The sequence below is a fragment of the Hymenobacter seoulensis genome, assembly GCF_054780535.1.
Genome location: NZ_BAAGWD010000002.1, coordinates 494,475 through 516,215 on the forward strand (window position 1 = coordinate 494,475; position 21,741 = coordinate 516,215).

The following is a 21,741-nucleotide window of genomic DNA, read 5'->3' on the forward strand; positions in this document are numbered from 1 at the left end:
TCCGGTGCCAGGTCAGCGGATGCGGACCTCGTTGTTCTGTACCATACGGTAAATGGTAGACTTACCGATTTGTAGCTTGGCCGCTACCTGCAGAATATTTCCCTCGTGCATATCCAAGTAGCGCTGCACAATGGCCGCCGTTTGGAGGCGCAACGATTCATTAGCCAGCTCACCTCCCGCCTCGGGCGCCGCTGCCTGAGGATGGCGCAGAGGCAGGTCGTGGGGCTGTATTTCGTCGTTTTCAGCTAGTACGGCGGCTAGCTCCATCACGGCTTTCAACTCCCGCACATTGCCCGGGAAGGCGTAGTGCAGCAGCTTGTGCTCAGCCGCCGCCGAAAGCCGGCAGGCCGCCATGTTGTTTTGGGTACAGAAGTCCTGCAGAAACGTGTTGGCCAGCAGCAGAATATCCTGGCCCCGCTCGCGCAACGGCGGCAGCTGAATTGGGAGGCCCAATAGCCGGTAGTACAAATCCTCGCGGAAACGGCCCTCTTGCACTTCCTGGGCTAGGTCGCGGTGAGTAGCTACCATCAGGCGGGCATCAAACGGAATGCGGGTGTTGCTGCCCACACGCGTTACTTCCCGCTCCTGCAGCACGCGCAGCAGCTTGGCCTGCAGGCTGATATCGAGCTCAGCTACCTCATCCAGAAACAGGGTGCCCCGGTGCGCCTCCTCAAAGCGGCCGATGCGGCGGGCAATAGCGCCCGTAAAGGCGCCTTTCTCGTGCCCAAACAGCTCACTTTCTATCAGCTCGCGCGGAACTGCGGCCACGTTCACGGCCACAAATGCTCCGTTGCGCCGCTCTGAGCGGAAGTGAATAGCCTTGGCTACTAGCTCTTTGCCAGTTCCGGTTTCGCCGCTGATGGAAACGGTGATGTTGGTGCGGGCCGCCTTTTCAATGAGGGTAAAGAGCTGCTTGATTTGCGGACTCTCGCCCAGGATGGCGCGCTTAGGGTCGTATTTCTGCCCGATTTGCTCGCGCAGGCGCGTGTTTTCCTGCCGCAGCTCTATCTGCTTGCGGATGTTGCCCACGGTGTTCCAGAGGCGGTCGGCGGTTTCCTCGTCTTTTACTAGGTAGTCATAGGCGCCTTGGCGCAGCAAGCCGATAGCTGTGCGCACATCTTCCTGACCCGAAATGACAATGACGGCTACCTCCGGCAGGCGCTCCTTAATCTGGCGGAGCACCTGGTCGCCCTGGCCATCGGGCAAGGAATAATCCAGCGTGATGATATCGGGTTTGTCGGAAAGGTTATCAAGGCAGGCCTGCGCGGTTGTAAAGCGGCGGATGGTGTAATCGGGGTTCTGGGCCAGCTTGTATTCCAGAAGCTCACCATACCACGCATTATCCTCGACAATAAAAATGCAAACAGGTAATAAAACGCTCATGGAAAAGTAGAAGAGGGATGCAGCAAGAATGATTCGTTCCAATCATAATTCCGGATACGGAGATACGGTTCATTGGAATATTCAATTCTTGGAAAGTAAGTTTTCAGAGGCCGTGAGGCAGAGGAATAGGGCGATACTGCGAGTATAAGCGGGAAATCCGGCTATACCAAACTTTCTCGTTTTAGGATTGGGAATCTCGGAATGGAACAATATATAGTTCTTATGATACTAATAAGTTACTGATACTCAATAGTAAGTATTTATGGCAGCACAATGGCGACGGAATTGATAAGGTTGAGTTAGCTCATAACTATTTATGAGTGACAGCTAACTACCTGCGCTATGAGCCTCTTTTACAGATTTTTACCCTCTTGCATATTTGCATTTGCCGTGCTGCTCAGTTTGGGCCTGCAAACCGGTTGGGCCGCCAGTGCGCCCATCTACTCCAACACCGGCCCCAACGGAAGCCGTACCATCCGGACCTGCACCACTACCGAAGTGCCCATCACGGGCATTGAAATAACCACCTGCTTTGGGCGCATCGACAGCTTGGAGCGCGTAAGCGACACCAACTTCAACTCGGGCGCAATAATGAATGTGCCCACTTCGCTGGTAAGCAGTTCGTTGCGTTTGCGCGTCGATTTAGCGTCAATGGCGCCGGCCAACTACCGGGCAGGCTTCGCGGTAGAGCGCATTGGTGGGGTGCTAAATTCGCTGCCCCTGAGCACTGCCAACGTGCTGATAGTGCGCACCTACCTGAAAAACGGCACTACCTCGGTGCTTCAGGAAGAAAAAGCCGTAGATGCCACGCTAGTCAAGGAATTACTAGGTAGTCAGAGTGGCAAAACCCGGATTGAGTTTCTGGCCACCAAACCCTTCGACCAACTGGAGCTGGAAGCGGCATCATTGCTAAGCCTAAACTACAACCTAAAGGTTTACTACGGCTATGCCATTGATGCCAATGTAGTGGAAACGGCCCTGGGCTACGTATCGAGGTTTGCGGCGCCCACGGCCAGCAGCTACAGCACCAGCGTTAGCACCGATGGCCTGACGGTGTGCGTAAATTCAAACGTGAGCAACCCGCTCAACGCCGTTGACCAGAGCCTAACCAATTACGCCACCCTAGGCTCTCTGTTGGATGTAAGCTGCCCCACCACGTTTCAGACGCAGCTGGAAGGTGCGGCCCCGGCCGGCTACCACGCCGGGTTTGTGCTCGGCAGCAACACCGTGCTCGATGCCCGGGTGCTGGACGAGTTGAAGGTAACTACCTACCTAGGCGGTGTGGCGCAAGAGTCTGGCTCTGGTGCCGCCCTGCTCGACCTGAACGTGCTGCCCAACCAGCAGTACAACGTGAACTTTGCTACCACCAAGCCCTTTGATAGAGTTGAAATTCAGCGCACCAGCCTGGCGAGTGTAACTGACGACCTGCGCCTGTATTACGGATTTGGAGTAGAACCGCGCGTATTTGAAGATCAGGCACCGCTGCTTTCGGAGTTTGTTGATCCGGCCGGTAACTTTCAGGTCAACAACAGCCTGGCTTGTATTGGCTGCTCCGTCACGAACCCCGGTAATGCCGCCGACCAGGACGTGACCACCAACTACGCCACCATCAAAACGGCGCTAGCGTTGGGCGGCACCACCCGCCTGAAGCTTCGCCTCGATGGGGCCGGCCGGGCCGGCAATGTGGCAGGCGCCGTGCTAGGCCTTGCTTCCGGCTTACTTGATGTGAATCTGCTCTCTAACATCAAAATCAACACCTACTCGGGCGGAACCGGTACGGGTTCTACTGGTACCGATGGCAGCGTGCTGGTAGAAAGTGCTTCTGGTAGCTCATTTCTGAAGCTGGAGCTGCTCGCCGATGGCCGTCAGGAGGTTTCCTTCCTAACCACCCGCGACTTCGACTGGGTTGAAATTGAAATTGACAACGGCGTAGCTCTGCTCAACAATACGCAGGTGTACTACGGCTTTGCTGAAGACCGGCCCGTAGGCTTCCCAACCACCATTAATCGGCCTGCTCCGCTGCCAGTTCAGCTGGTTGCCTTCACGGCCCGAACTAGCGGTACGAGTGTGGTGCTACACTGGCAGACCGCATCGGAGCTCAACAGCAGCCACTTCCTGGTGGAGCGCGCCATCGGTACCAAGTCTGAGTTCAAGGCAATAGGGCGCCTAGTAGCGGCTGGCAACTCCACCGGGGCCCGGCACTACACCCTGCGCGACGCGGATGCCTCCGCTGTACGCTCGGCAGTACTGTACTACCGGTTGCGGCAGGTGGACCTGGACGGAAAAGAAACTTTCTCGGAGGTAGCCGTGGTGCAGCCTGCTCCGCAGGGCCCGGCCCTAACGGTATTCCCGAGCCCTGCTTCCGCCACCGAGGTAGTCCGAGCCGAATGGCAGGGCCTGCCCGCCGGAGCTTATCAGTTGATGCTTTACAACATGCAGGGGCGCTTGGTAAGCCAGCAAACAGTTAGCGGCAGTGACGCCGCACTAGCTACCTCGGCGCTGCCAACTGGCTTGTACCAGGTAGTGCTCGTGAATAATGCGGGGCAGCAAGTGGCGGCGCAGCGCCTGCTGGTGCAAGGCCGCTAGGTAGTAGTTACCCTTTATCCACCTATCCTTATCTCACTTATTTTTCTTGAATTGGAAGCCCCGTTGTTGCAGGCAGCGGGGCTTTCCTGCGTTCAGGACATGCTGGTTTGTTGCGCCGACAATTGTGTAAAATCTTGTTGATTGTACTTATGCCCGAAATGATAATAGTATGTTAACCTCCGCTTAGGCGCTAAGCTCCACCTTTGCCTACGCAATGCTCTCATTCTTCCACAACCAAAAACCTTTCTCAATGCTGCGTACTCCTATTCGCTTGCTGAGCCTCGCTCTGCTGGCCAGCTTAGCCGTGTCCTGCGCCAAGGACGAAGTAGTGCCCACCGCCGGTCCGGCTCCCGTTGTGCTGCAGGCCGATGCCACAGCCACCCGCGACAATAACCTGGCGCTGGGCAACCCCAGCGGTGCCGTAGCCGATCCGTATTACTACTGGAATTACCTTGTTACCAAGTCGCAGTTCTCCATGTCGTATCACCGCGACCGGGGCACGCCGAACTGGGTAAGCTGGCACCTGAGCAGCGCATGGTTGGGCAGCACGCCCCGCCAAGATAATTTTGCGCCCGATAACACCCTGCCTTCTGGCTGGTACCGCGTTTCCAGCACCAGCTACACTGGCTCGGGCTTCGACAGAGGCCACAACTGCCCCTCCGCCGACCGGACGGCCTCTATTGCCGATAACTCGGCCACGTTCCTGATGAGCAACATGATTCCGCAGGCTCCCAACAACAACCAGCGGACCTGGGCTAACCTGGAAAACTATTGCCGCACGTTGGTTAGTGCTGGTAATGAGCTATACATCATCATGGGCAGCTACGGCAAAGGCGGAACGGGCTCGGCGGGGTACGCAACCACCCTCGATGCCGGCCGCGTTACCGTACCGGCTCGTGTGTGGAAAGTGATTGTGGTGCTGCCAAACGGCACCGGCGACGCAGCCCGCGTCACGACCAGTACGCGGGTTATTGCCATTGACACGCCCAACGATAACGCCCTCAATACTTCCTGGAGCGCTTACCGCACTACCGTCGATGCCATTGAATCGGCAACGGGCTACAACCTGCTTTCAGCCGTATCCTCGGCGGTGCAAACTACCGTTGAGGCCCGCGTAGATAACGGCCCCACCAGCTAATTCACTAGGTCCTCCGTAAGAGCAAACCCTGGCTACGTGTAGTCGGGGTTTACTTTTGCCTCACTCTAAGCTTGTTAAGCTACGTGTAGGTGGCAACTTCTTTTAATCTAGCAGAAGCGGCTGTTCATCTTTAAATTTATGTTATTAGTCTAAGGTGGCGCCTTTCCTTGAGGGCGTCGTTGTAAGTTTGTACTGAGTGAAGTGAGGGTGAATAGAGGAGTGATTTGAATGAAAAGCCGCGCTGCAACGCGGCTTTTCTCTTTTCCGGCCAGTGTAGGTGCAGGATGAAATAGGAGCCGTCTGTAGTGTCGCGTTGACCAGGATATTACTGCTTAGTAAACAAGTGATTATAATGTAGCGGTTTGCGCTCTGGCACTGCCTAGTGAGTTGCTAGTCAAGTGCCGACTACTCGACTGCTCAGGCAGAGAAATACTAGGGTCAATTTGGGTGGCAAGTGCCTCTTACATCAGCAAAGCCTCTGCTCGAAACACAACGTTTCGAGCAGAGGCTTTGCTGATGTAAGAGGCTAGTAGAAAGGCCTAGTTTTCGCCGCCGGCCACACCCACCTGTCCTTCGGCTGGGGTGCTGTTCATATATGAACGAAACGACATGGCGGCTTCACTGGCCAGAGAAGTGGCCTGAGCCGTAATACGCCGGTCGTTGCGGGTTTTGTCGTTGCTCTTTTCTTCCTGAAGCTGGGCCCGGTACTGATCAAAGGGTACAGTCTGGGAGGGCTGCTTGGTATCCGGAATAACCCGGAACGAGCCGATGCTGTATTCGTAGCCAGTTCCGGTAGCTCGGAAGGAGAAATCGAATAGCACCGGCAACTCCTGCTCCTTGCCTTTGGTGTCTACTTGCTTCACTTTACCCGTGCCCGTTACCCGAACAGTTCCGGCGCTTTCATCCACCTTCATCCCCGACTTCGGGCCGTAAGAAAAACGGTTCTGTGCCCAGTCTAGTGCACGGCGGTAAAGAGTAATGTTATCTAGGTTTTCGGCGGGTACCCGTTCGCTGTATCCAACAGGGGCCGGTGCATCGGTCTGGGCTTGCACCTCCGGTGTCAGCGTCATCATCCCGAGTACAAGTAAGCTAAGTAGTACTTTTTTCATAGCAAAGAGAGAAGAAGTTTAGAAAAACATGCAAAAAGCCCCTGTAGAACAAAGATAACAGTTACTTGCGGCTTATTATAAAGGAACTAGTATTATAAATATGTTAAGACACTGGTTGGCGCAGGTAGCTCATAATTTGGTATAGATTACCCGAAATAGACTACGAAAAGATGATTTTTACTGGTCCGTGGCGGCTAGTATACACTATAATAGTGGCTGGAAGTTCACTGTTTGTATATTTCTAATATTGAGACATCGATTCTCAGAATGATATATGCGGCAAGAACGACTTGCTCTAGCACGTGTGTAATAAGCTTTGATGAATACTAGGATACATAATACTGTTGAAACAACCTGAATAGCAGACAGATAATAAAAGTGTTTTCTAGGTGTGTGCTAAGTTTAAACCGATATTGGGTAATTTTCAGATAACAAATAATTAACATAAATGTCCTTGCTAGTGAAAATAAGAGTAGTACTTTTGCACCGTGCTTCAGCTAAATCAACCCAATCTGATGAAGCGCGGGACCGAGCGAAACGCCGTCCTGCGAGATGACCGAAAGGTTGTTTCTCCCGTTGACTCTTTCGGTTTTATTGGTTTTGCCGCTTTCACCGTTTCGGTTTTCGAAGCGGTTTTTTTATGCCCTGTCGGCTCGGCAAGCCTTGCGAAAACCAGCACTTCCACCCGCTTTTCTCACCCCCTACTGGTAGCCACCTCATGAACGACAATACCACCCTCGCCCAGCAGATGGTAGTCGCCGCTCCCGCCGCCACCCGCAACGTGAACCTGCCCTCGGGTGCCGGCGTAGGCACGGCCCATGTAGCCCCGTTCATCTCCAGTCAGAAAGACATCCGCGACTGCGTAATCTAGTCTGGCTCCTTCGCAAGCGCCCGGTTCTATAGCCGGGCGCTTTGCTTTGGTAAGGATAGTGATCTGACGCTAGATCATAAAAACTAGCAAACCCGACGACAATCCCGTTTCCCACCTGAAGGCGGCAGCGGGGCGGGGTGGATCAAGGAAGCGGGGTGATAGAAATCAGGGGGGATTCTGACGCAAGTCGGTCCGCGAATTGGCCACCCCGTTTTTTCGGGCGCAAAAGGAATAAATGTTAACTACTTTAGGCCCAGGCTAAGGGTAGTGTTTTCGTCTGATTTAGTGGTAGCCTGCTCCGGCTTGGGAGTGCGGCGGCCAGCGAAATCATAGCTTTTTAAACTATATGCAACTCGGCAAACTCACGCTCCAGAACCCCGTGTGCCTCGCGGCCGCCCCCTGGCAGCTGGATGGAACAGGCTACGAGCGACTGGGGGCGATTTTCACCCGCACCGTGACCATGGAGCCAAAGCCCGGGCTCTACGAAGAAGGCATTTGGCAGGTCGCTGACCAAACCTTGCTGAACGCCACCAATATGCGCACTGAAAGCGCTGAAATTCTGGTGCAGGAGTACTTGCCCAACCTGCGGCGGTACGGCGTGCCAGTGTTCGTGAGCATCACGGCGCCCGGCATTCCGGGCTTTCGCAAAATTGCGCGCTTCCTGGCCCGCGAAGCTGGCGACCTAATTGCCGGCGTAGAGGTGTACATCGCCCAGCCAGATACTGGCAAAGGCGAAGAACTAAACGCCAAATTCGTACGCGAAGCTACCCAAGCCGTGCGCAACGAGCTAGGCCCTGAGGCCGCCGTAATCGTGAAGCTGCCACCGTGGCCAGAGCACATTCGTGGCTTGGCGCTCGGGGCGCAAGCTGGCGGCGCCGATGCGTTGGCGGCTACCAATCTACTGAAAGCTTTGCACCTGCCCGATGATGCTACGGCCGCACCAGTGGCAGGTGGCCTGTCGGGTGAGGCCTTGCGGCCAGTGGCCTTGCGCTGCGTATGGGAGCTCGCTCACGATGAGCGTATTACGTTGCCCATTTTCGGGACGGGCGGCGTGTTTACGGCCGCTCATGTCAGTGATTATCTGCGCTGTGGTGCCGTTGCTGTGCAGGTAGCCAGCGGCGAATGGCTGGAACCTGGCTTGGCCGCCCGGCTGGCAGCTGAGTGCGGGCACTTGGTGCCAGAGCCTTCGCAGGCCCGGCCTTAGTAGTGAGTTGCCCGCTAATTAGTTAGAACCCAGTTTCTCCCACCGCGAGCCGCCCGGTTCGCGCCACTTCCCACCTCATGGAAAAGCTACTTCACCGCGTACAGGCGGCCAATTCCCTGCTCTGTGTAGGCCTCGACCCTGTAGGCGATGATGCGCAGGTTGCGCGTCGCCTAGCCCAGGTCATTGACCAAACCAGCGAGTACGCTGCTGCTTTCAAGCCCAACCTAGCCTTTTTCCTCAGCCGGGAAGATGGCGTGAAGCTGCTTCGCGAAACCGTGCAGCGCATTCCCGAAAGCATCCCGGTTATTCTGGACGGCAAGTTCGGCGACATTGCCAACACTGCCGACCACTATGCCCGCTTTGCCTACGACATCGTTGGGGCCGACGGCGTAACCGTGAACCCGTATATGGGCGACGACGCTATTGTTCCCTTTGCCCTGCCCGGCAAGCTAGTGTTCGTGCTGGCTAAAACCAGCAATAAGCCCACTCATTCCCTGCAGGATGTAGCCCTCACCCGCGGCGGCTCCCTGTCAGATTGCGCCGCTACCATAGCCCGCAAGCTCGATGAGCAGCATGGCGGGGGTATAGGCCTAGTGGTAGGTGCTACCAACGCCGAAGCCGTTGCCCGTATGCGTCGCCTCTCGCCCGAGCAGTGGTTCTTGGTGCCCGGCGTAGGTGCCCAAGGCGGCGACTTGCAAGCCACGTTGAAAGCCGGCCTGCGCGCTGATGGCTCCGGTCTTCTTATTAATACGTCGCGCGCGTTGTGGCAAGCAGATGATGCCGGTGCCGCAGCTCGGGAGCTGGTAGCACAGATCAACCAGTTTCGCCCGGTAGTGGCCTAGGCCGAACGTATCTATAAAGTGTCAATGTCCACCAACCGTGAGTCTGTACAAGGAACGTTTGAGGTTATTGACAGCTTCGCTATTCCACGACGTAAGGAGTTCTATCTAATAGGGCTGATTACGACTGGTTTGATACAGGAAGGATGGTATGCTCATATTTCCTTGAATGGGTTTACAACGTTAACCATCAGAATAGAGCGGATAGAATACGTCCTGATGAAGGCACGAGAAGAGTATACGATGTTAGTTGTTAAGGCCGAAGAAGATAGTATGGATGTGCTGCTGGGCCTTAATATTGGGTTAGAATCAGTAATCATTTCAACAGAAGGCTCCGAATAAAACATACATGTCCTCCACCCCAACCACCTTCACCTCCGAAACGCTAGAGCAGCAACTACTGCAAGAAGACGCGCTGCTGCGTGGTCACTTCCGTCTTTCTTCCGGCTTGCATTCTGATACCTACGTGCAGTGTGCCAGGTTCTTGCGCCGGCCCGACCTAGCAGCACCCGCCGCGGCAGAGCTAGCCCGGCAGATTCAGGCAGCCGGTTTGCAGCCTGATGTGGTGGTAGGGCCAGCTATGGGTGGCGTGGTGATTGGGTATGAGCTGGCTCGCCAGCTAGGCGTGCCCGGCATCTTTACGGAGCGGGATGATACCGGGCAGATGACCTTGCGGCGGGGCTTCACCATTGAGCCGGGTCAAAAGATTGTTATTGCCGAAGACGTCGTGACTACCGGCAAGAGCACCAACGAAGTAGCGCGGCTGTTAGAGGGGCTGGGCGCAAAAGTTTTGGCCGTGGCAAGTTTAATTGACCGCACGGGTGGGCAAGCCTCACTTTCTTTTCCGAACTTTGCCCTGCTGCCGGTAACGGCGGCCACCTACGCACCCGATGATTGCCCGCTTTGCCGGGCAGGTATTCCGGTGGTGAAACCCGGCAGTCGGCCGGAAAAAGCGTTTTCTTAAACCTACTTCGCTGCAACCGGTAGCTAAGCAAGGCATTTTCGGCGTACCCTGCGCGGGTATGCTTCCTCACGTGGGCACCTTCGCCTAAGCGTGGGAAACCCGAAAAATAGATAACCACCCTCCTTTTGGACTCTACCCAAAGAACCATACAGCTTCTGCTCAAGCCCGGCCAACACGATGGCGAGGGCCAACGTGTAGCCGAAGCTGCCCAACGCCACCTAGGCCTCTCTACCGGCCGGGTGCAAAGCACCGCCCTCTACACGGTGCGCTACCCCGTGAGCGACGAGCAACTGCGCGACTTCGCCACCCACTGCCTTCAGGACCCAGTGCTGCACGACGTGGCCCTCGACGAGTTCCGCCACGGCTCCGAATACAAAAGCTACATTCTAGTAGCCAAGTTGCCCGGCGTGACGGATGACGAAGGCATATCGGCCCAGAACGCCCTAGGCGACTTCCTGAACCAGCCGCTGGACACCCATACCCAGCACATCTTCAGCAAACGGCTCTACTTCCTGGAGCACGAGCTGCCCGAGAGTAGTCTGCGCCGCCTGGCCGAAGATCTGCTCGGCAATAAAATGATCAACCGCTTCGAGGTCGGCCCCATAGCCCAGATTCGCGACTATACGCCGCGGCCGGGCGGTGGGGCCGAATCTATTACGGACACGGTGCGCCTCGTAGGCCTGTCGGATGAGGAGCTGGTTAAGCTGTCGAAAGACAACCTCTACGCCCTGAACCTGGAGGAAATGCGCGTCGTGCTCGACCATTACACCAGCATTGCCGCTAGGCGCCAAGCCGCCGGCCTGCCCCAGGACCCTACGGACTGCGAGCTGGAAATCATTGCTCAGACCTGGTCGGAGCACTGCAAGCACAAGGAGTTCAGCGCCGTTATTAAGTACCGGGATGCGGACACCGGCGAGGAGTTTGAGGTAGACTCTCTATTCAAGACCTACATCAAAGACGCTACCTCCGAGGTTGACCGTCAGCTCCGCGCCAACGGCAACGACTGGCTGATTAAAGTGTTCAGCGACAACGCCGGCGCCGTACGCATCAACCCGGAGTCGTTGTTCGTGTGGAAGGTCGAAACCCACAACTCTCCCTCGGCCATTGACCCCTACGGCGGAGCCATTACCGGCATTTTAGGCAACAACCGCGACCCGTTGGCAACTGGCATCGGGGGCGCGCGGCTGCTGTTCAATACCAACGTGCTCTGCTTCGGCAACCCCGATTTTTCGGGCACGCTGCTGAGCAACCAATTGCACCCGCGCCGCATTTTTGAAGGCGTGCGCAAGGGTATTGAAGATGGCGGCAACAAGTCGGGCGTACCGACGGTGAATGGCGCTATTGTGTTCGATGACCGGTATGCTGGCAAGCCGCTGGTGTACTGCGGTACCGGAGCCGTAATGCCCATGCAACTGGCTGGGCTTGATTCGTGGGAGAAGAACATTGACGCCCAGGACCGCATCATCATGGCTGGTGGCCGGGTGGGCAAAGACGGTATCCACGGCGCAACCTTCTCCTCTATTGAGCTAGACGAAACTTCGCCCGCTACGGCTGTGCAAATCGGCTCGCCGATTACCCAGAAGCTAGCCATGGATTTCCTGATCCTGGCAACCCGCCGCGGCCTCATCAAGTGCAGCACCGACAATGGTGCGGGCGGCTTGTCTTCCTCCATTGGCGAACTAGCTACTATCAGCGGCGGTGCCGTGGTGGAGCTGGAAAAAGTGCCCCTGAAGTACCCTGGCCTACGGCCGTGGGAAATCTTCGTGTCGGAGTCGCAGGAGCGGTTTTCGCTGGCTGTGGAGCCCGCGAAGATGGCCGAGTTGATGGCTCTAGGCCAGGAGATGGAAGTGGAGCTGACCGATATCGGCTACTTCACCGCAGATGGCAGCCTTGATGTGCGCTTTGACGGCGAGTCGGTGGCGCGCATCGACATGGAGTTCCTGCACAACGGCGTGCCGCGTAAAGTGCTGGAAGCCGAGTGGACCAAGCCTACCACCCAGGAGCCCGCGCTACCCGCTAACCTCGACTATACCGACGTGCTGAGCCGCCTGCTGGGCAGCCTCAACATTTGCTCCCGCGAATCGGTGATTCGGCAGTACGACCATGAGGTGAAGGGCCGCACCATTATCAAGCCGCTGATGGGCGCTACCGGCCAAGCCCCGCAGGATGCCGCCGTGGTGCGTTTCAACTTTGAGAGCTGGGAAGGCGTGGCTGTAAGCAACGGTATCCTACCCCGCTTCGGAGATATCGATGCCTACGATATGTCGGCCGGCGCGTTTGATGAGGCCGTGCGCCAGATTGTAGCGGTAGGAGGGAAGCTGCCCAACCTGAGCTACGGCGACGGCAACTTCTGGTCGGTGAACGACAACTTCTGCGTACCCGACTCAGTGTATGACCCTGCCACCAACCCCGACGGTAAGCACAAGCTGGCCAAGCTGGTGCGCATGTGCCAGGCCCTGCGCGACGCCACGGCGGCCTACTGCATCCCGCTCACCTCGGGCAAGGACTCGATGAAGAACGACTTCAAGGCCGATGGCGTGAAGATTTCCGTTCCGCCCACAGTCCTGTATTCCATGACCGCCAAAATCGAGGACGTGCGCCGCACCATCACCTCCGACTTCAAGCAAGCCGATGACGTGGTGTACCTGCTGGGCGAAACCTACGACGAGCTAGGCGGCTCGGAGTTCTACCAACTCTTTGGTGAGCTAGGAGCCAATGTGCCTAAAGTTCGGTTCGAGGAAGCCAAAGCCCTCTACACCCTGATGGGCCAAGCCAACGACAACGGCCTTATCCAATCCTGCCACGACCTATCGGATGGTGGCCTTGCGGTTGCCTTGGCGGAAGCCACGTTTGGTCACGGTTTCGGTGCTGATGTGGAACTGCCCGCTACTGGCTTAGGCCTATCGGCGCAGCTGTTCTCGGAGTCGCACTCCCGCTTCGTGGCCACGGTGGCGCCAGAAGATGTGGTGGCTTTTGAGCAGCACTTCGGCGCCCGCGCTACCCGCCTCGGCGTGGTGACGCAGAACAGCCAGCTCACGGTACGCCACGGCGGGAAAACCGTTATTTCGGCCAGCACGGCGGCCCTGCGCCACGAGTGGACGAATGGCCCAGTAAACAGAATTATCGGCTTCGGCCAGCACGAAGCGGCTCAGATATCATGAACGAGAAACCATTATTTCCGGATCTGAATTCGCCGCCCATGCCGCAGCGCGACGAAACGGGGCCAGCGCAAACCAACGCCGACGGTTCCGTGACGGTGCTCGGCTATAAGAGCATTGACGGCGGCCACGAAAGCACCGAGCCCCTAGGCCACTCAGCCGAAGGAACTGCCTCCAAGCGGCCGGTACGTGCCCTTATCCTGACGGGCTTCGGCATCAACTGCGAAGAGGAGTTTGCTGCCGCCTACAAGCTAGCCGGTGCTGAGCCAACCATCGTGCACCTCAACCAAGTGTTGCACGGCCACGTCAGCATTCACGACTACGATATCCTGAACTTCCCCGGCGGCTTCAGCTTCGGCGACGACCTAGGCTCGGGTGTGGTACTGGCCAACAAGCTGCGCTACCGCAAAAACGCCGAAGGCCGCACCCTGCTCGATGACATCAAGGAGTTCATTGCCAACGGCAAGTTCGTGATGGGCATCTGCAACGGCTTCCAGGTGCTGGTGAAGCTAGGCCTATTGCCTAACCTGAGCGGCAACGTGACGCCGGAAGTGACCTTGACGCACAACGCCTCGGGTCGCTACGAAGACCGGTGGGTGCGCCTGAAAGTCAATCCCAAGTCGAACTCCCCCTTTCTGAAAGGCATTGACTCCATGGAAGTGCCGGTGCGACACGGCGAAGGTCGCTTGATCATTAAGGGCGAAGAAACCTTGGCTGAAATAGAGGCGCGCGCGCTGAACTGCCTGGCCTACACTGATTTCGACGGCTCGCCGACGGACGTGTACCCGCACAACCCCAATGGCGCCGACCTAAACTGCGCCGGCCTGACCGATACCACCGGCCAAGTATTCGGGCTGATGCCGCACCCTGAGGCGTTCCTGTCGCTCTACAACCACCCCGACTGGGCCCGTCGCAAGCGCCAGAACCCGAATCTGAGTGAGGAAGGCGACGGCCTGCGCCTGTTCCGCAACATTGTGGAGCACGTGCAAAGCCAGCGCCAAATCGTTACCACACCCCAGGAAGCCAGCCAGTTTTCCTCCTAGACACCTCCGCATTCCGCTGACCTAGTGCCGGCTGCTAACCCGTTGTATGAACACCCTCAACCACTTCGATACCCCCCAGCTCGAACTCCTGCACCGCGGCAAAGTTCGTGACTCGTACCGTGCCCCTTCCGGCGAGCGTCTCATCGTGGTAACCGACCGCCTCTCGGCGTTTGACTCAGTGCTGGAAACGCCCGTGGCTCACAAAGGTGCGGTGTTGAATGGGCTGGCCGCTTTCTGGTTCGACAAGACCAAGCATATCATCCCGAACCACGTGATTTCGTTGCTCGACCCAAACGTGACACTGGCCAAGGAGGCTGAGCCGATTCGGGTGGAGATGGTGGTGCGGAACTACCTCACGGGCTCTATGTGGCGCGGCTACCAGCAGGGTCAGCGTACGTTCTCGGGCGTAACCGTGCCGGACGGCCTGACCAAGCACCAGCAGTTCCCCGAGCCCATCGTGACGCCAACCACTAAAGAGGAGTCGGACCGCGAGATTACGCCAGAGAACCTGGTGTCGGAAGGCTGGGTGACGGCGGAGCTGTACGAGAAGATGCGGGTGAAGTCGTTGGAGCTGTTCAACTTTGCTTCGAAATGGATGGCCGAGCGCGGCATTATCCTGGTAGACACCAAGTACGAGTTTGGATTGCTGGATGGGGAGCTGATTCTGATTGACGAAATCCACACGCCCGACTCGTCGCGGTTCTGGAGCGCCGAGGACTACGCCAAGAACCCTGAGACGGCCGAGCAGATGGACAAGGAGTACGTGCGCCAGTGGCTGATTGCCAACAAGCAGGACGGCCAGTATCCCCGCGCCCTCACCCCCGAAGTATCCGCCGAAGCCACCCGCCGCTACCTCGATATCTACGAGCGCATCACGGGCGCCCCGCTGCCCATCGGCAACGAAACCACTCCCGGCGGTGACGTACAGGCCCGCCTCATAGGCAACCTCGTGCGTGCTGGTATCATGAAAGATGCCTAAAACTCATAGGCGAATATGCCCTCAGCTACCCCAATCCCAAGGTAGTGCGCACCGCTAACACTGAGCTACGGACGCTGTATTACTAAGCCAATGAACGTTGCGAAACACAAACAACTAGTGCAAGAGTACATTGAAGCGTACAACCACTTCGATGTAGACGGGATGGTGCGCCATCTGCATGAGGATGTAGTATTTCGCAACATTTCCAGCGGTGAAGTCAACCTGACGACTACCGGTAAGGAAAGCTTCCGCCAGCAGGCCGAGCAAGCCAAACAGTACTTCACGCAACGGGAGCAGCGCATCACGGATTGGCAAGTAGCCGACAACCTCGTGGAAGTCCTTCTGGACTATACTGCCGTTGTTGCTCTTGATTTTCCTAATGGCCTAAAAGCCGGCGACACACTGCAACTGCAAGGCAAATCCGTTTTTCGGTTTGCAAATGGGCTGATATCTTCCATCGACGACATCAGCTAAGCCTACGCTAATCTCCAATGACCACCACTGCCACCATAGTGCTCGAAGTTTCCTCGCCCCAGGCGATGGAAGCCCAGCCGTTGCTCGACGCCTTGTCGGAGCAATTGGGCACGCGCTTTGGCAGCGACGGGCGGGCTTCGTTTACGGAGTGGCGGCAGGATGACTCTCGCTACATCTTCCTGCTAGCCCGGCAGGATGGCGAAGCCGTAGGCTGTGGCGCGGTGCGGCCTATTGCTGATGGTATTGGCGAGGTGAAGCGCATGTTTACCAAGTATACCCGGCAGGGAATAGGGGAAGCAGTGCTGCAACAACTAGAAGCAGAAGCTCAACTGGCGGGCTACACGGAGCTATGGCTCGAAACGCGGGTAGCTAATACCGAAGCCTGCCGATTTTACATCAAAAACCATTATCAGCGCCGCGCCAACTACGGGCAATACATCGGCCATGACCATTCTGCCTGCTTCGGCAAATATCTGATACCTACTGACGCAGCCGAGTTACTCTCTCATGACTAGTTCTCCGAATAAAACCATAGTACTCCTCGGCGGCGGGGCCCGTGAACACGCCATGGCGTGGAAGCTGACCCGCGACGGTGCCACCGTGCACGTACTGCCCGGCAACGCCGGCATTCCGAACAGCCACCCCGAAATCAGCGCCACTGACTTTTCAGCCATCCAGAGCTTCTGCGAAGCTAATGGCGTGAAGCTGATTGTAGTTGGGCCAGAGGCGCCGCTAGCAGCTGGCGTAGTGGATTATTTCGCTGGCTCCGATATCCGGGTGTTTGGTCCAGGCCGCGCCGGGGCGATGCTAGAAAGCTCCAAGGTATGGTCGAAGGACTTTATGCGGCGTCACGGGGTAGCAACGGCCCTGTCGTGGAAGTACCGAAGTGATAAGCTGGACGAGGCTCGCGCCAAAGCCACGGAGCTGGATGGGCAGGTAGTAGTGAAGTTTGATGGCCTAGCGGCTGGCAAAGGTGTGTACGTCTGCTCCTCTATAGAGGAAGCCCAGGCTGCTCTGGACGACTTGCAGCAGCAACACACGGGCTGGTTCAGCTTCCTGCTGGAAGAAAAACTGACTGGCCCCGAAATCAGCATCATCGGCGTGACGGATGGCAACCGCGTGCGGCTGCTGGCGCCGTCCCAGGACCACAAGCAACTGTTGGCCGGCGACAAAGGCCCCAACACGGGCGGCATGGGCGCTTACTGCCCTGTTCCCTTCTGCGACGATAATATCCTGGCTGCTATCCGCACCAGCATTGTAGATCCTACCTTACTAGGCCTACAAAACGAGCAGTTCGACTTTAAAGGCTTCCTGTACTTCGGTATCATGCTCACGCCCCAGGGCCCGAAGCTGCTGGAATACAATGTACGCCTCGGCGACCCCGAAGCCGAAGTATTGCTGCCGGCATTGGAAAGTAGCCTTCTGGAACTCATTGAAGCGACGCTGGATGGCCGGCTGCAGCAAACGGTGGTGCGGCAACGCCGCGGGTATTATGTAGGCGTGGTCTTGGCTTCAGGTGGTTATCCGGCAGCCGATTTCCCGACCGGCTTCCCGATTACTGGCCTAGACCAGTTACATCCCAGCATCTTAGCCTTCCACGGCGCTACTCGCCGCCAAGACGACGGCCAACTGGTGACCAACGGTGGCCGGGTAATGGTGCTCGTAGGCCACGGTGATGAGCTGGAAGATGCTGTAAATCATGTGTATCGGGAGGTAGAAAGAGTTAAATTCAAGGATGTATACATCCGTACCGATATCGGCCAGCGGCCGGAACCTAGCCTTGCAGGAAACTGGTAAACATAGCACCCGTAAGCAGCGCCTGGCCATCTTATTGTCGGGGCGGGGCTCCAACATGGTGGCCCTGGTACACGCTGTGCAGTTCGGCGTGTTGCATGAGCTAGCCGAAGTAGCCGTAGTCTTCAGCAACAAGCCCGATGCACCTGGCCTAGAAACGGCTGCCACGCTGGGGTGCCCCACTGCCAGCCTCAGCAGCGAGGGCCGCAAGCGCGCCGAGTACGATGCGGAGGTAGTGGAGGTGCTGAACCGCTACCAGCCCGACTACGTGGTACTGGCCGGCTACATGCGCATACTGTCGCCCACGTTTGTGCGGGCGTTTCCGGGGCGCATCATCAACATTCATCCGGCCGATACGCACCAGCACCAGGGCCTGCACGCCTACGAGTGGGCCTTTGAAAATCAGCTGCTTGAAACCAAAATCACGGTACATGTGGTTGATGAGGGCCTGGACACTGGGCCTATCCTGGCGCAGCATTCTGTGGACTTGCGCGGGGCTGATACCCTAGCGGAAGTAGAGCGCCGTGGCTTAGCCGTTGAGCATTTTTTGTACGCCGATACGCTGGCCCGGTTCATTCGGGGCGAGCTACCACACCACAATCCTGAAACAGTGGCTGCGGCCGCTGTTTCAACCTCCACCCCCGATCCTCTGCTGCCTGTTTCCGCTGGTTCTTCTCCGCAAGGAGATGAGGCTGTGGGCTAGGCCACTTACTCGCCTCAACCCGCTGGTGCTGCCAAGCTGCGGCGGGGTTACTTCACCACCCCTGTAGTGGGTTTCACGCTCACTACTGCCTTCTCGATATTTCCCATGTGCGGAATTGTAGGTTTTTACGGCCCCGATGACGTCGCCCACGACATCGTATTTGGTCTGACGGCGCTCCAGCACCGCGGCCAGGACGCGGCCGGTATAGCCACCTTCGATGATAACTTTCACCTCTGCAAAGGCAACGGCCTGATTTCCGATGTGTTCCGGAAAAAGCAGCTCAAGAAGCTGAAGGGTAACATCGGTATCGGCCATGCCCGCTACACTACGCAGGGCTCCAACGATGCGGAGCTGGCGCAGCCGTTCACTACCAGCTACCCCTTCGGGCTCTCTATGGTGCACAACGGCAACGTCATCAACTTCCGCTCAGCTGCCAAGCGCTTACATGAGAAGTACCACGTGCTGCCCAAAACCAGCAACGATCTGGAGCTCATCATGTACACCTTCGCCTCGGAGCTGCGCCTGAAGAACCTCGATGCTCTTTCAGTAGTCGACATCTTTGATGCGGTAGAAACAACGCAGGAACTGGTGAAAGGAGCTTACGCTACCATCACCGTTATTGCCGGCCACGGCCTGCTGGCCTTCAACGACCCGCTGGGAATTCGGCCCTTGGTACTAGGCCGCCGCGATACGGAAAAGGGTCCCATCTACGCGTTTGCCTCGGAAAGCACCTGCTTTGATTATCTGGGTTTTGAGTTCATCAAGAACGTAGGCCCTGGCCAGGCAGTGTTTATCGACAAAGACTTCAAGGTACACTACAAGAATCCGTACAACCTCCCGAAGGCCTTCTGTGTGTTCGAGCACATCTACTTCGCCCGCGAAGACTCTACTATCCATGGCCGCTTGGTGGCTCGGGAGAGAGTGCGGTTGGGTAAGATGCTGGCCCGGAAAGTTATCGAGTCGGGCATTCAGCCGGATATGGTGATTGACGTGCCCTCTTCGGGCTACTTCTCGGCTTCTGGCCTAGCCGAGGCCATTGGCGTGCCCTACCGTCGCGCCATGGTGAAGAACAACCACATGGGCCGCTCCTTCATTGTGAGCAGCCAGGCCGGCCGCGAGGATATCGTGAAGAAGAAGCTCAATCCCATCCGGGAGTTTGTGGAAGGCAAGAAGATTGCGGTGGTCGATGACAGCATCGTGCGGGGCACCACTTCACGGCGCATTGTGCGCATTCTGCGTGAGGCTGGCGCTGCCGAGGTGTACTTCATTAGCAGTGCGCCGCCCATCATTGCCCCCTGCATCTATGGCATTGATATGGCCATGAGCACGGAGCTGATTGCCGCTAACTACACCGAGGACGAAATCTGTCAGTATATCGGGGCCGATAAGGTAATCTATCAGTCGATTGAAGACCTGCAGGAACTGTTCTCGGAAGATAAAGGCCACGGCGGCAGTTGCTTCGCGTGCTTCACCGGCAAGTACCCTACCGGCGACGTAACCAAATACCTGCGTCACATTCAGGAGGAGCGCCAGAGCCACCGCCACGACAAGAAAAATGACGCTAACGCGTTGCCTTCCGTGAGTGCCAAAGCTCCCGAGCCAACCGAACATTAATTCAAGATGATGACAGCATTAGGACTAAGCTAAAAACTAGTTCCTCGCCTCAATGAGGAGAGGTTAGGGGTAGTTGACCTATCGTCAGGCACCCATTAGTCTCTAGGTCTAAAACTCGTTCTGCTGTCTATCAACCACCCCTAGCCCCTCCTCATCTGAAGAGGGGAACTAGCCTTCTAGTTTGCTTAACCCTAGCGTTTCATATGTCCTCTGACCTCAAAGCTACTGCCGGCTACTCCATCGAGGAAGGCAATGCCGCCTCCAAAAATGCTTACCACTGGGCCCAGAAAACCTTCTCTACCCGTGCGGGTAAGCCTGGCGAGCCGGCGCAGGACCTGGCGGGCGGCTTCTCCAACGAAATCCGCTTTGGCGCGGAGCGGCTGGGCATTGGCTCCGATGGTATCGGTACCAAGATTGAGGTGGCAGAGCGTACGGACCGTTACGATACGTTAGGATATGACCTAATTGCCATGGTAGCCGACGATCTAGTTGTGGCGGGTTTCATCCCTACCAATCTGTCGAATATCATCGACGTGAACACCCTCAACTACGAGGTGGTAGATGAGCTGATGCACGGCCTGCATGATGCGGCGCAGTTCAGTCAGATAGCCGTAACAGGTGGCGAAATTGCTGAGCTAGGTAACCGCATCGGTGGCTACCCCGGTGCCCGCATGAACTTCAACTGGTGCTCCACGGCCGTGGGCGTGTTGCACCCGAGTCTTGAGCGCCCCCTAAGTGGTGCCAACGTGCACGCCGGACAGGCAGTGGTAGCGCTCCGGTCCCCATCGTTCCGCTCCAACGGCTACTCCCTGGCCCGTCGCGCCCTCACCAAAGCCTTCGGTGAAGCCTGGCACACGGCTCCGTACACCGGGCCTGATGCCGCCGAAATGGGCCAGACCTGGGGCGAGGTGATGCTTGCGCCTTCGCTCATTTTCGCGCCCGGTGTGACGGCGGTGCTGGATGCTGGCCTGCTGTTGCATGCAGCAGCGCACATTACCGGCGGCGGTATTGCCGATAACTTCAAGCGCGTACTCAAAAACGGCGTGGGCGCCGAACTGACCAACTTGTTCGAGCCTCTGCCTGCTATGCAGCAGCTGGCTGAACTGGCCGGTATTACACCCACCGAAGCCTACCTCTATTGGAACATGGGCAACGGCATGCTTCTCGTTACAGACGAAGCCCAGGCCGAAGCCGTGGCCGAAATCCTTCGCAGCTACGGCTACCAAGCCCAAGTAGCCGGCCGCATCACGCAGGAAACTGATGTAGTACTGCGCGTAGGTGCGGGCGAGTTGCGCTACGAGGCATAATTCGTAACCAATCACCCTTATAAAACATGAAGCGGTAGGTACTGTACCCACCGCTTCATGTTTTATAAGGGTTTGAAAGTCATAACTATTTCTACCGTGAAGTCCTCCGGGGTATCGTAACGCTCTCTGATTTTAAGAGTTGAAGCATCTAACGCAAGGACCTCGTATGTGTGCAGGTTTCTATCGATAGTAATCGACAACGTTTTTGCATCTGGAGTTAGCGTCCAGCTGCCTGATCTTGATTGCGGAGTAGATGAGCTGAATTTGGTGCCACCTTCATCCACAATAAAGCTTTGGTTGGAAATAAATTGCCAAGAGTCATCCTTAGTCCAGTCAGAGATGCTGTTATACCCTTCCTCAGGTACTTGATCAGGAGAAAATTCAGCTACTGTTGAGACCTTCAGCCTTGTTGTGTAAGAGGTCAGTTGCCATTTAGTAGCTAGCAGAAATTCGTTTTTGGTAGCAACATGTTTCGGCGTTATGCTATCTTTTTTGGTGCAAAAAGTAGTAAAGAGAAGCAGACCCAATGAAAGGACAATAGGTAGCAGTTTCATGAATAAAGAGAATAGTAGGTG

The 21,741-nt window shown here is 56.7% G+C and carries 19 protein-coding genes; 16 read left to right on the forward strand and 3 right to left on the reverse strand.

Annotated features, from left to right (window positions below; translation table 11 throughout):
• Positions 1-12 precede the first annotated feature (12 nt).
• Complete coding sequence (locus ACYVHC_RS09940) at positions 13-1,383, reverse strand: sigma-54-dependent transcriptional regulator (protein WP_460613570.1); 1,371 nt, start codon at positions 1,381-1,383, stop codon at positions 13-15.
• Between the two features lie 390 nt (positions 1,384-1,773).
• Between ACYVHC_RS09940 and ACYVHC_RS09945 the strand changes: the two genes are divergently transcribed.
• Together ACYVHC_RS09945 and ACYVHC_RS09950 are read left to right on the forward strand one after the other, a co-directional pair.
• On the forward strand, positions 1,774-3,969 hold the full coding sequence (locus tag ACYVHC_RS09945) for a T9SS type A sorting domain-containing protein (RefSeq protein ID WP_460613571.1): 2,196 nt from the start codon (positions 1,774-1,776) through the stop codon (positions 3,967-3,969).
• Positions 3,970-4,219: 250 nt separating this feature from the next.
• A complete protein-coding gene (locus ACYVHC_RS09950; RefSeq protein ID WP_460613572.1) occupies positions 4,220-5,107 on the forward strand; it encodes a DNA/RNA non-specific endonuclease in 888 nt (295 codons plus the stop codon).
• 539 nt (positions 5,108-5,646) lie between these two features.
• On the opposite strand, the gene ACYVHC_RS09955 is transcribed toward ACYVHC_RS09950, so the two are convergent.
• On the reverse strand, positions 5,647-6,216 hold the full coding sequence (locus ACYVHC_RS09955) for a DUF4468 domain-containing protein (RefSeq protein WP_460613573.1): 570 nt from the start codon (positions 6,214-6,216) through the stop codon (positions 5,647-5,649).
• A 718-nt stretch (positions 6,217-6,934) separates the two neighbouring features.
• Between ACYVHC_RS09955 and ACYVHC_RS09960 the strand changes: the two genes are divergently transcribed.
• The 14 genes from ACYVHC_RS09960 (at position 6,935) to ACYVHC_RS10025 (ending at position 21,166) form a co-directional block, all read left to right on the forward strand.
• Positions 6,935-7,087 carry a hypothetical protein gene (locus ACYVHC_RS09960; RefSeq protein ID WP_460613574.1) on the forward strand — a complete coding sequence of 51 codons (153 nt, stop codon included), beginning with the start codon at positions 6,935-6,937 and terminating at the stop codon, positions 7,085-7,087.
• Positions 7,088-7,433: 346 nt separating this feature from the next.
• Complete coding sequence (locus tag ACYVHC_RS09965; protein WP_460613575.1) at positions 7,434-8,291, forward strand: dihydroorotate dehydrogenase; 858 nt, start codon at positions 7,434-7,436, stop codon at positions 8,289-8,291.
• Positions 8,292-8,368: 77 nt separating this feature from the next.
• Positions 8,369-9,133, forward strand: coding sequence for a beta/alpha barrel domain-containing protein (gene pyrF, locus ACYVHC_RS09970; protein ID WP_460613576.1), 765 nt, complete (start codon positions 8,369-8,371; stop codon positions 9,131-9,133).
• Between the two features lie 24 nt (positions 9,134-9,157).
• Positions 9,158-9,472, forward strand: coding sequence for a hypothetical protein (locus tag ACYVHC_RS09975; protein WP_460613577.1), 315 nt, complete (start codon positions 9,158-9,160; stop codon positions 9,470-9,472).
• Between the two features lie 7 nt (positions 9,473-9,479).
• Positions 9,480-10,094, forward strand: coding sequence for a type I phosphoribosyltransferase (gene pyrE / locus ACYVHC_RS09980; protein ID WP_460613578.1), 615 nt, complete (start codon positions 9,480-9,482; stop codon positions 10,092-10,094).
• A 125-nt stretch (positions 10,095-10,219) separates the two neighbouring features.
• Positions 10,220-13,255, forward strand: coding sequence for a phosphoribosylformylglycinamidine synthase subunit PurL (locus tag ACYVHC_RS09985; protein WP_460613579.1), 3,036 nt, complete (start codon positions 10,220-10,222; stop codon positions 13,253-13,255).
• Positions 13,252-14,295: a phosphoribosylformylglycinamidine synthase subunit PurQ gene (locus ACYVHC_RS09990; protein WP_460613580.1), complete on the forward strand. Its 1,044-nt coding sequence runs from the start codon at positions 13,252-13,254 to the stop codon at positions 14,293-14,295. Before ACYVHC_RS09985 ends, ACYVHC_RS09990 begins: the two co-directional genes overlap by 4 nt.
• A gap of 46 nt (positions 14,296-14,341) precedes the next feature.
• The gene (locus tag ACYVHC_RS09995; protein WP_460613581.1) at positions 14,342-15,274 is read left to right on the forward strand and encodes a phosphoribosylaminoimidazolesuccinocarboxamide synthase; all 933 of its coding nucleotides are present in this window, start codon (positions 14,342-14,344) and stop codon (positions 15,272-15,274) included.
• Positions 15,275-15,364: 90 nt separating this feature from the next.
• Entirely contained in the window at positions 15,365-15,748 is a 384-nt protein-coding gene (locus ACYVHC_RS10000; RefSeq protein WP_460613582.1) for a nuclear transport factor 2 family protein, read from the forward strand.
• A gap of 17 nt (positions 15,749-15,765) precedes the next feature.
• The gene (locus ACYVHC_RS10005; protein WP_460613583.1) at positions 15,766-16,263 is read left to right on the forward strand and encodes a GNAT family N-acetyltransferase; all 498 of its coding nucleotides are present in this window, start codon (positions 15,766-15,768) and stop codon (positions 16,261-16,263) included.
• Entirely contained in the window at positions 16,256-17,545 is a 1,290-nt protein-coding gene (gene purD / locus ACYVHC_RS10010; protein ID WP_460613584.1) for a phosphoribosylamine--glycine ligase, read from the forward strand. Before ACYVHC_RS10005 ends, purD begins: the two co-directional genes overlap by 8 nt.
• Positions 17,484-18,245 carry a phosphoribosylglycinamide formyltransferase gene (gene purN, locus ACYVHC_RS10015; RefSeq protein ID WP_460613585.1) on the forward strand — a complete coding sequence of 254 codons (762 nt, stop codon included), beginning with the start codon at positions 17,484-17,486 and terminating at the stop codon, positions 18,243-18,245. Before purD ends, purN begins: the two co-directional genes overlap by 62 nt.
• Before the next feature lie 105 nt (positions 18,246-18,350).
• Complete coding sequence (gene purF / locus ACYVHC_RS10020; protein WP_460613586.1) at positions 18,351-19,859, forward strand: amidophosphoribosyltransferase; 1,509 nt, start codon at positions 18,351-18,353, stop codon at positions 19,857-19,859.
• Positions 19,860-20,062: 203 nt separating this feature from the next.
• Positions 20,063-21,166, forward strand: a complete 1,104-nt coding sequence (locus ACYVHC_RS10025; protein WP_460613587.1) for a phosphoribosylformylglycinamidine cyclo-ligase — start codon at positions 20,063-20,065, stop codon at positions 21,164-21,166.
• 62 nt (positions 21,167-21,228) lie between these two features.
• Here ACYVHC_RS10025 and ACYVHC_RS10030 read toward each other — a convergent pair whose 3' ends face one another.
• Positions 21,229-21,720 (reverse strand): hypothetical protein, encoded by a 492-nt coding sequence (locus ACYVHC_RS10030; protein ID WP_460613588.1) that lies wholly within the window; start codon positions 21,718-21,720, stop codon positions 21,229-21,231.
• Positions 21,721-21,741 lie beyond the last annotated feature (21 nt).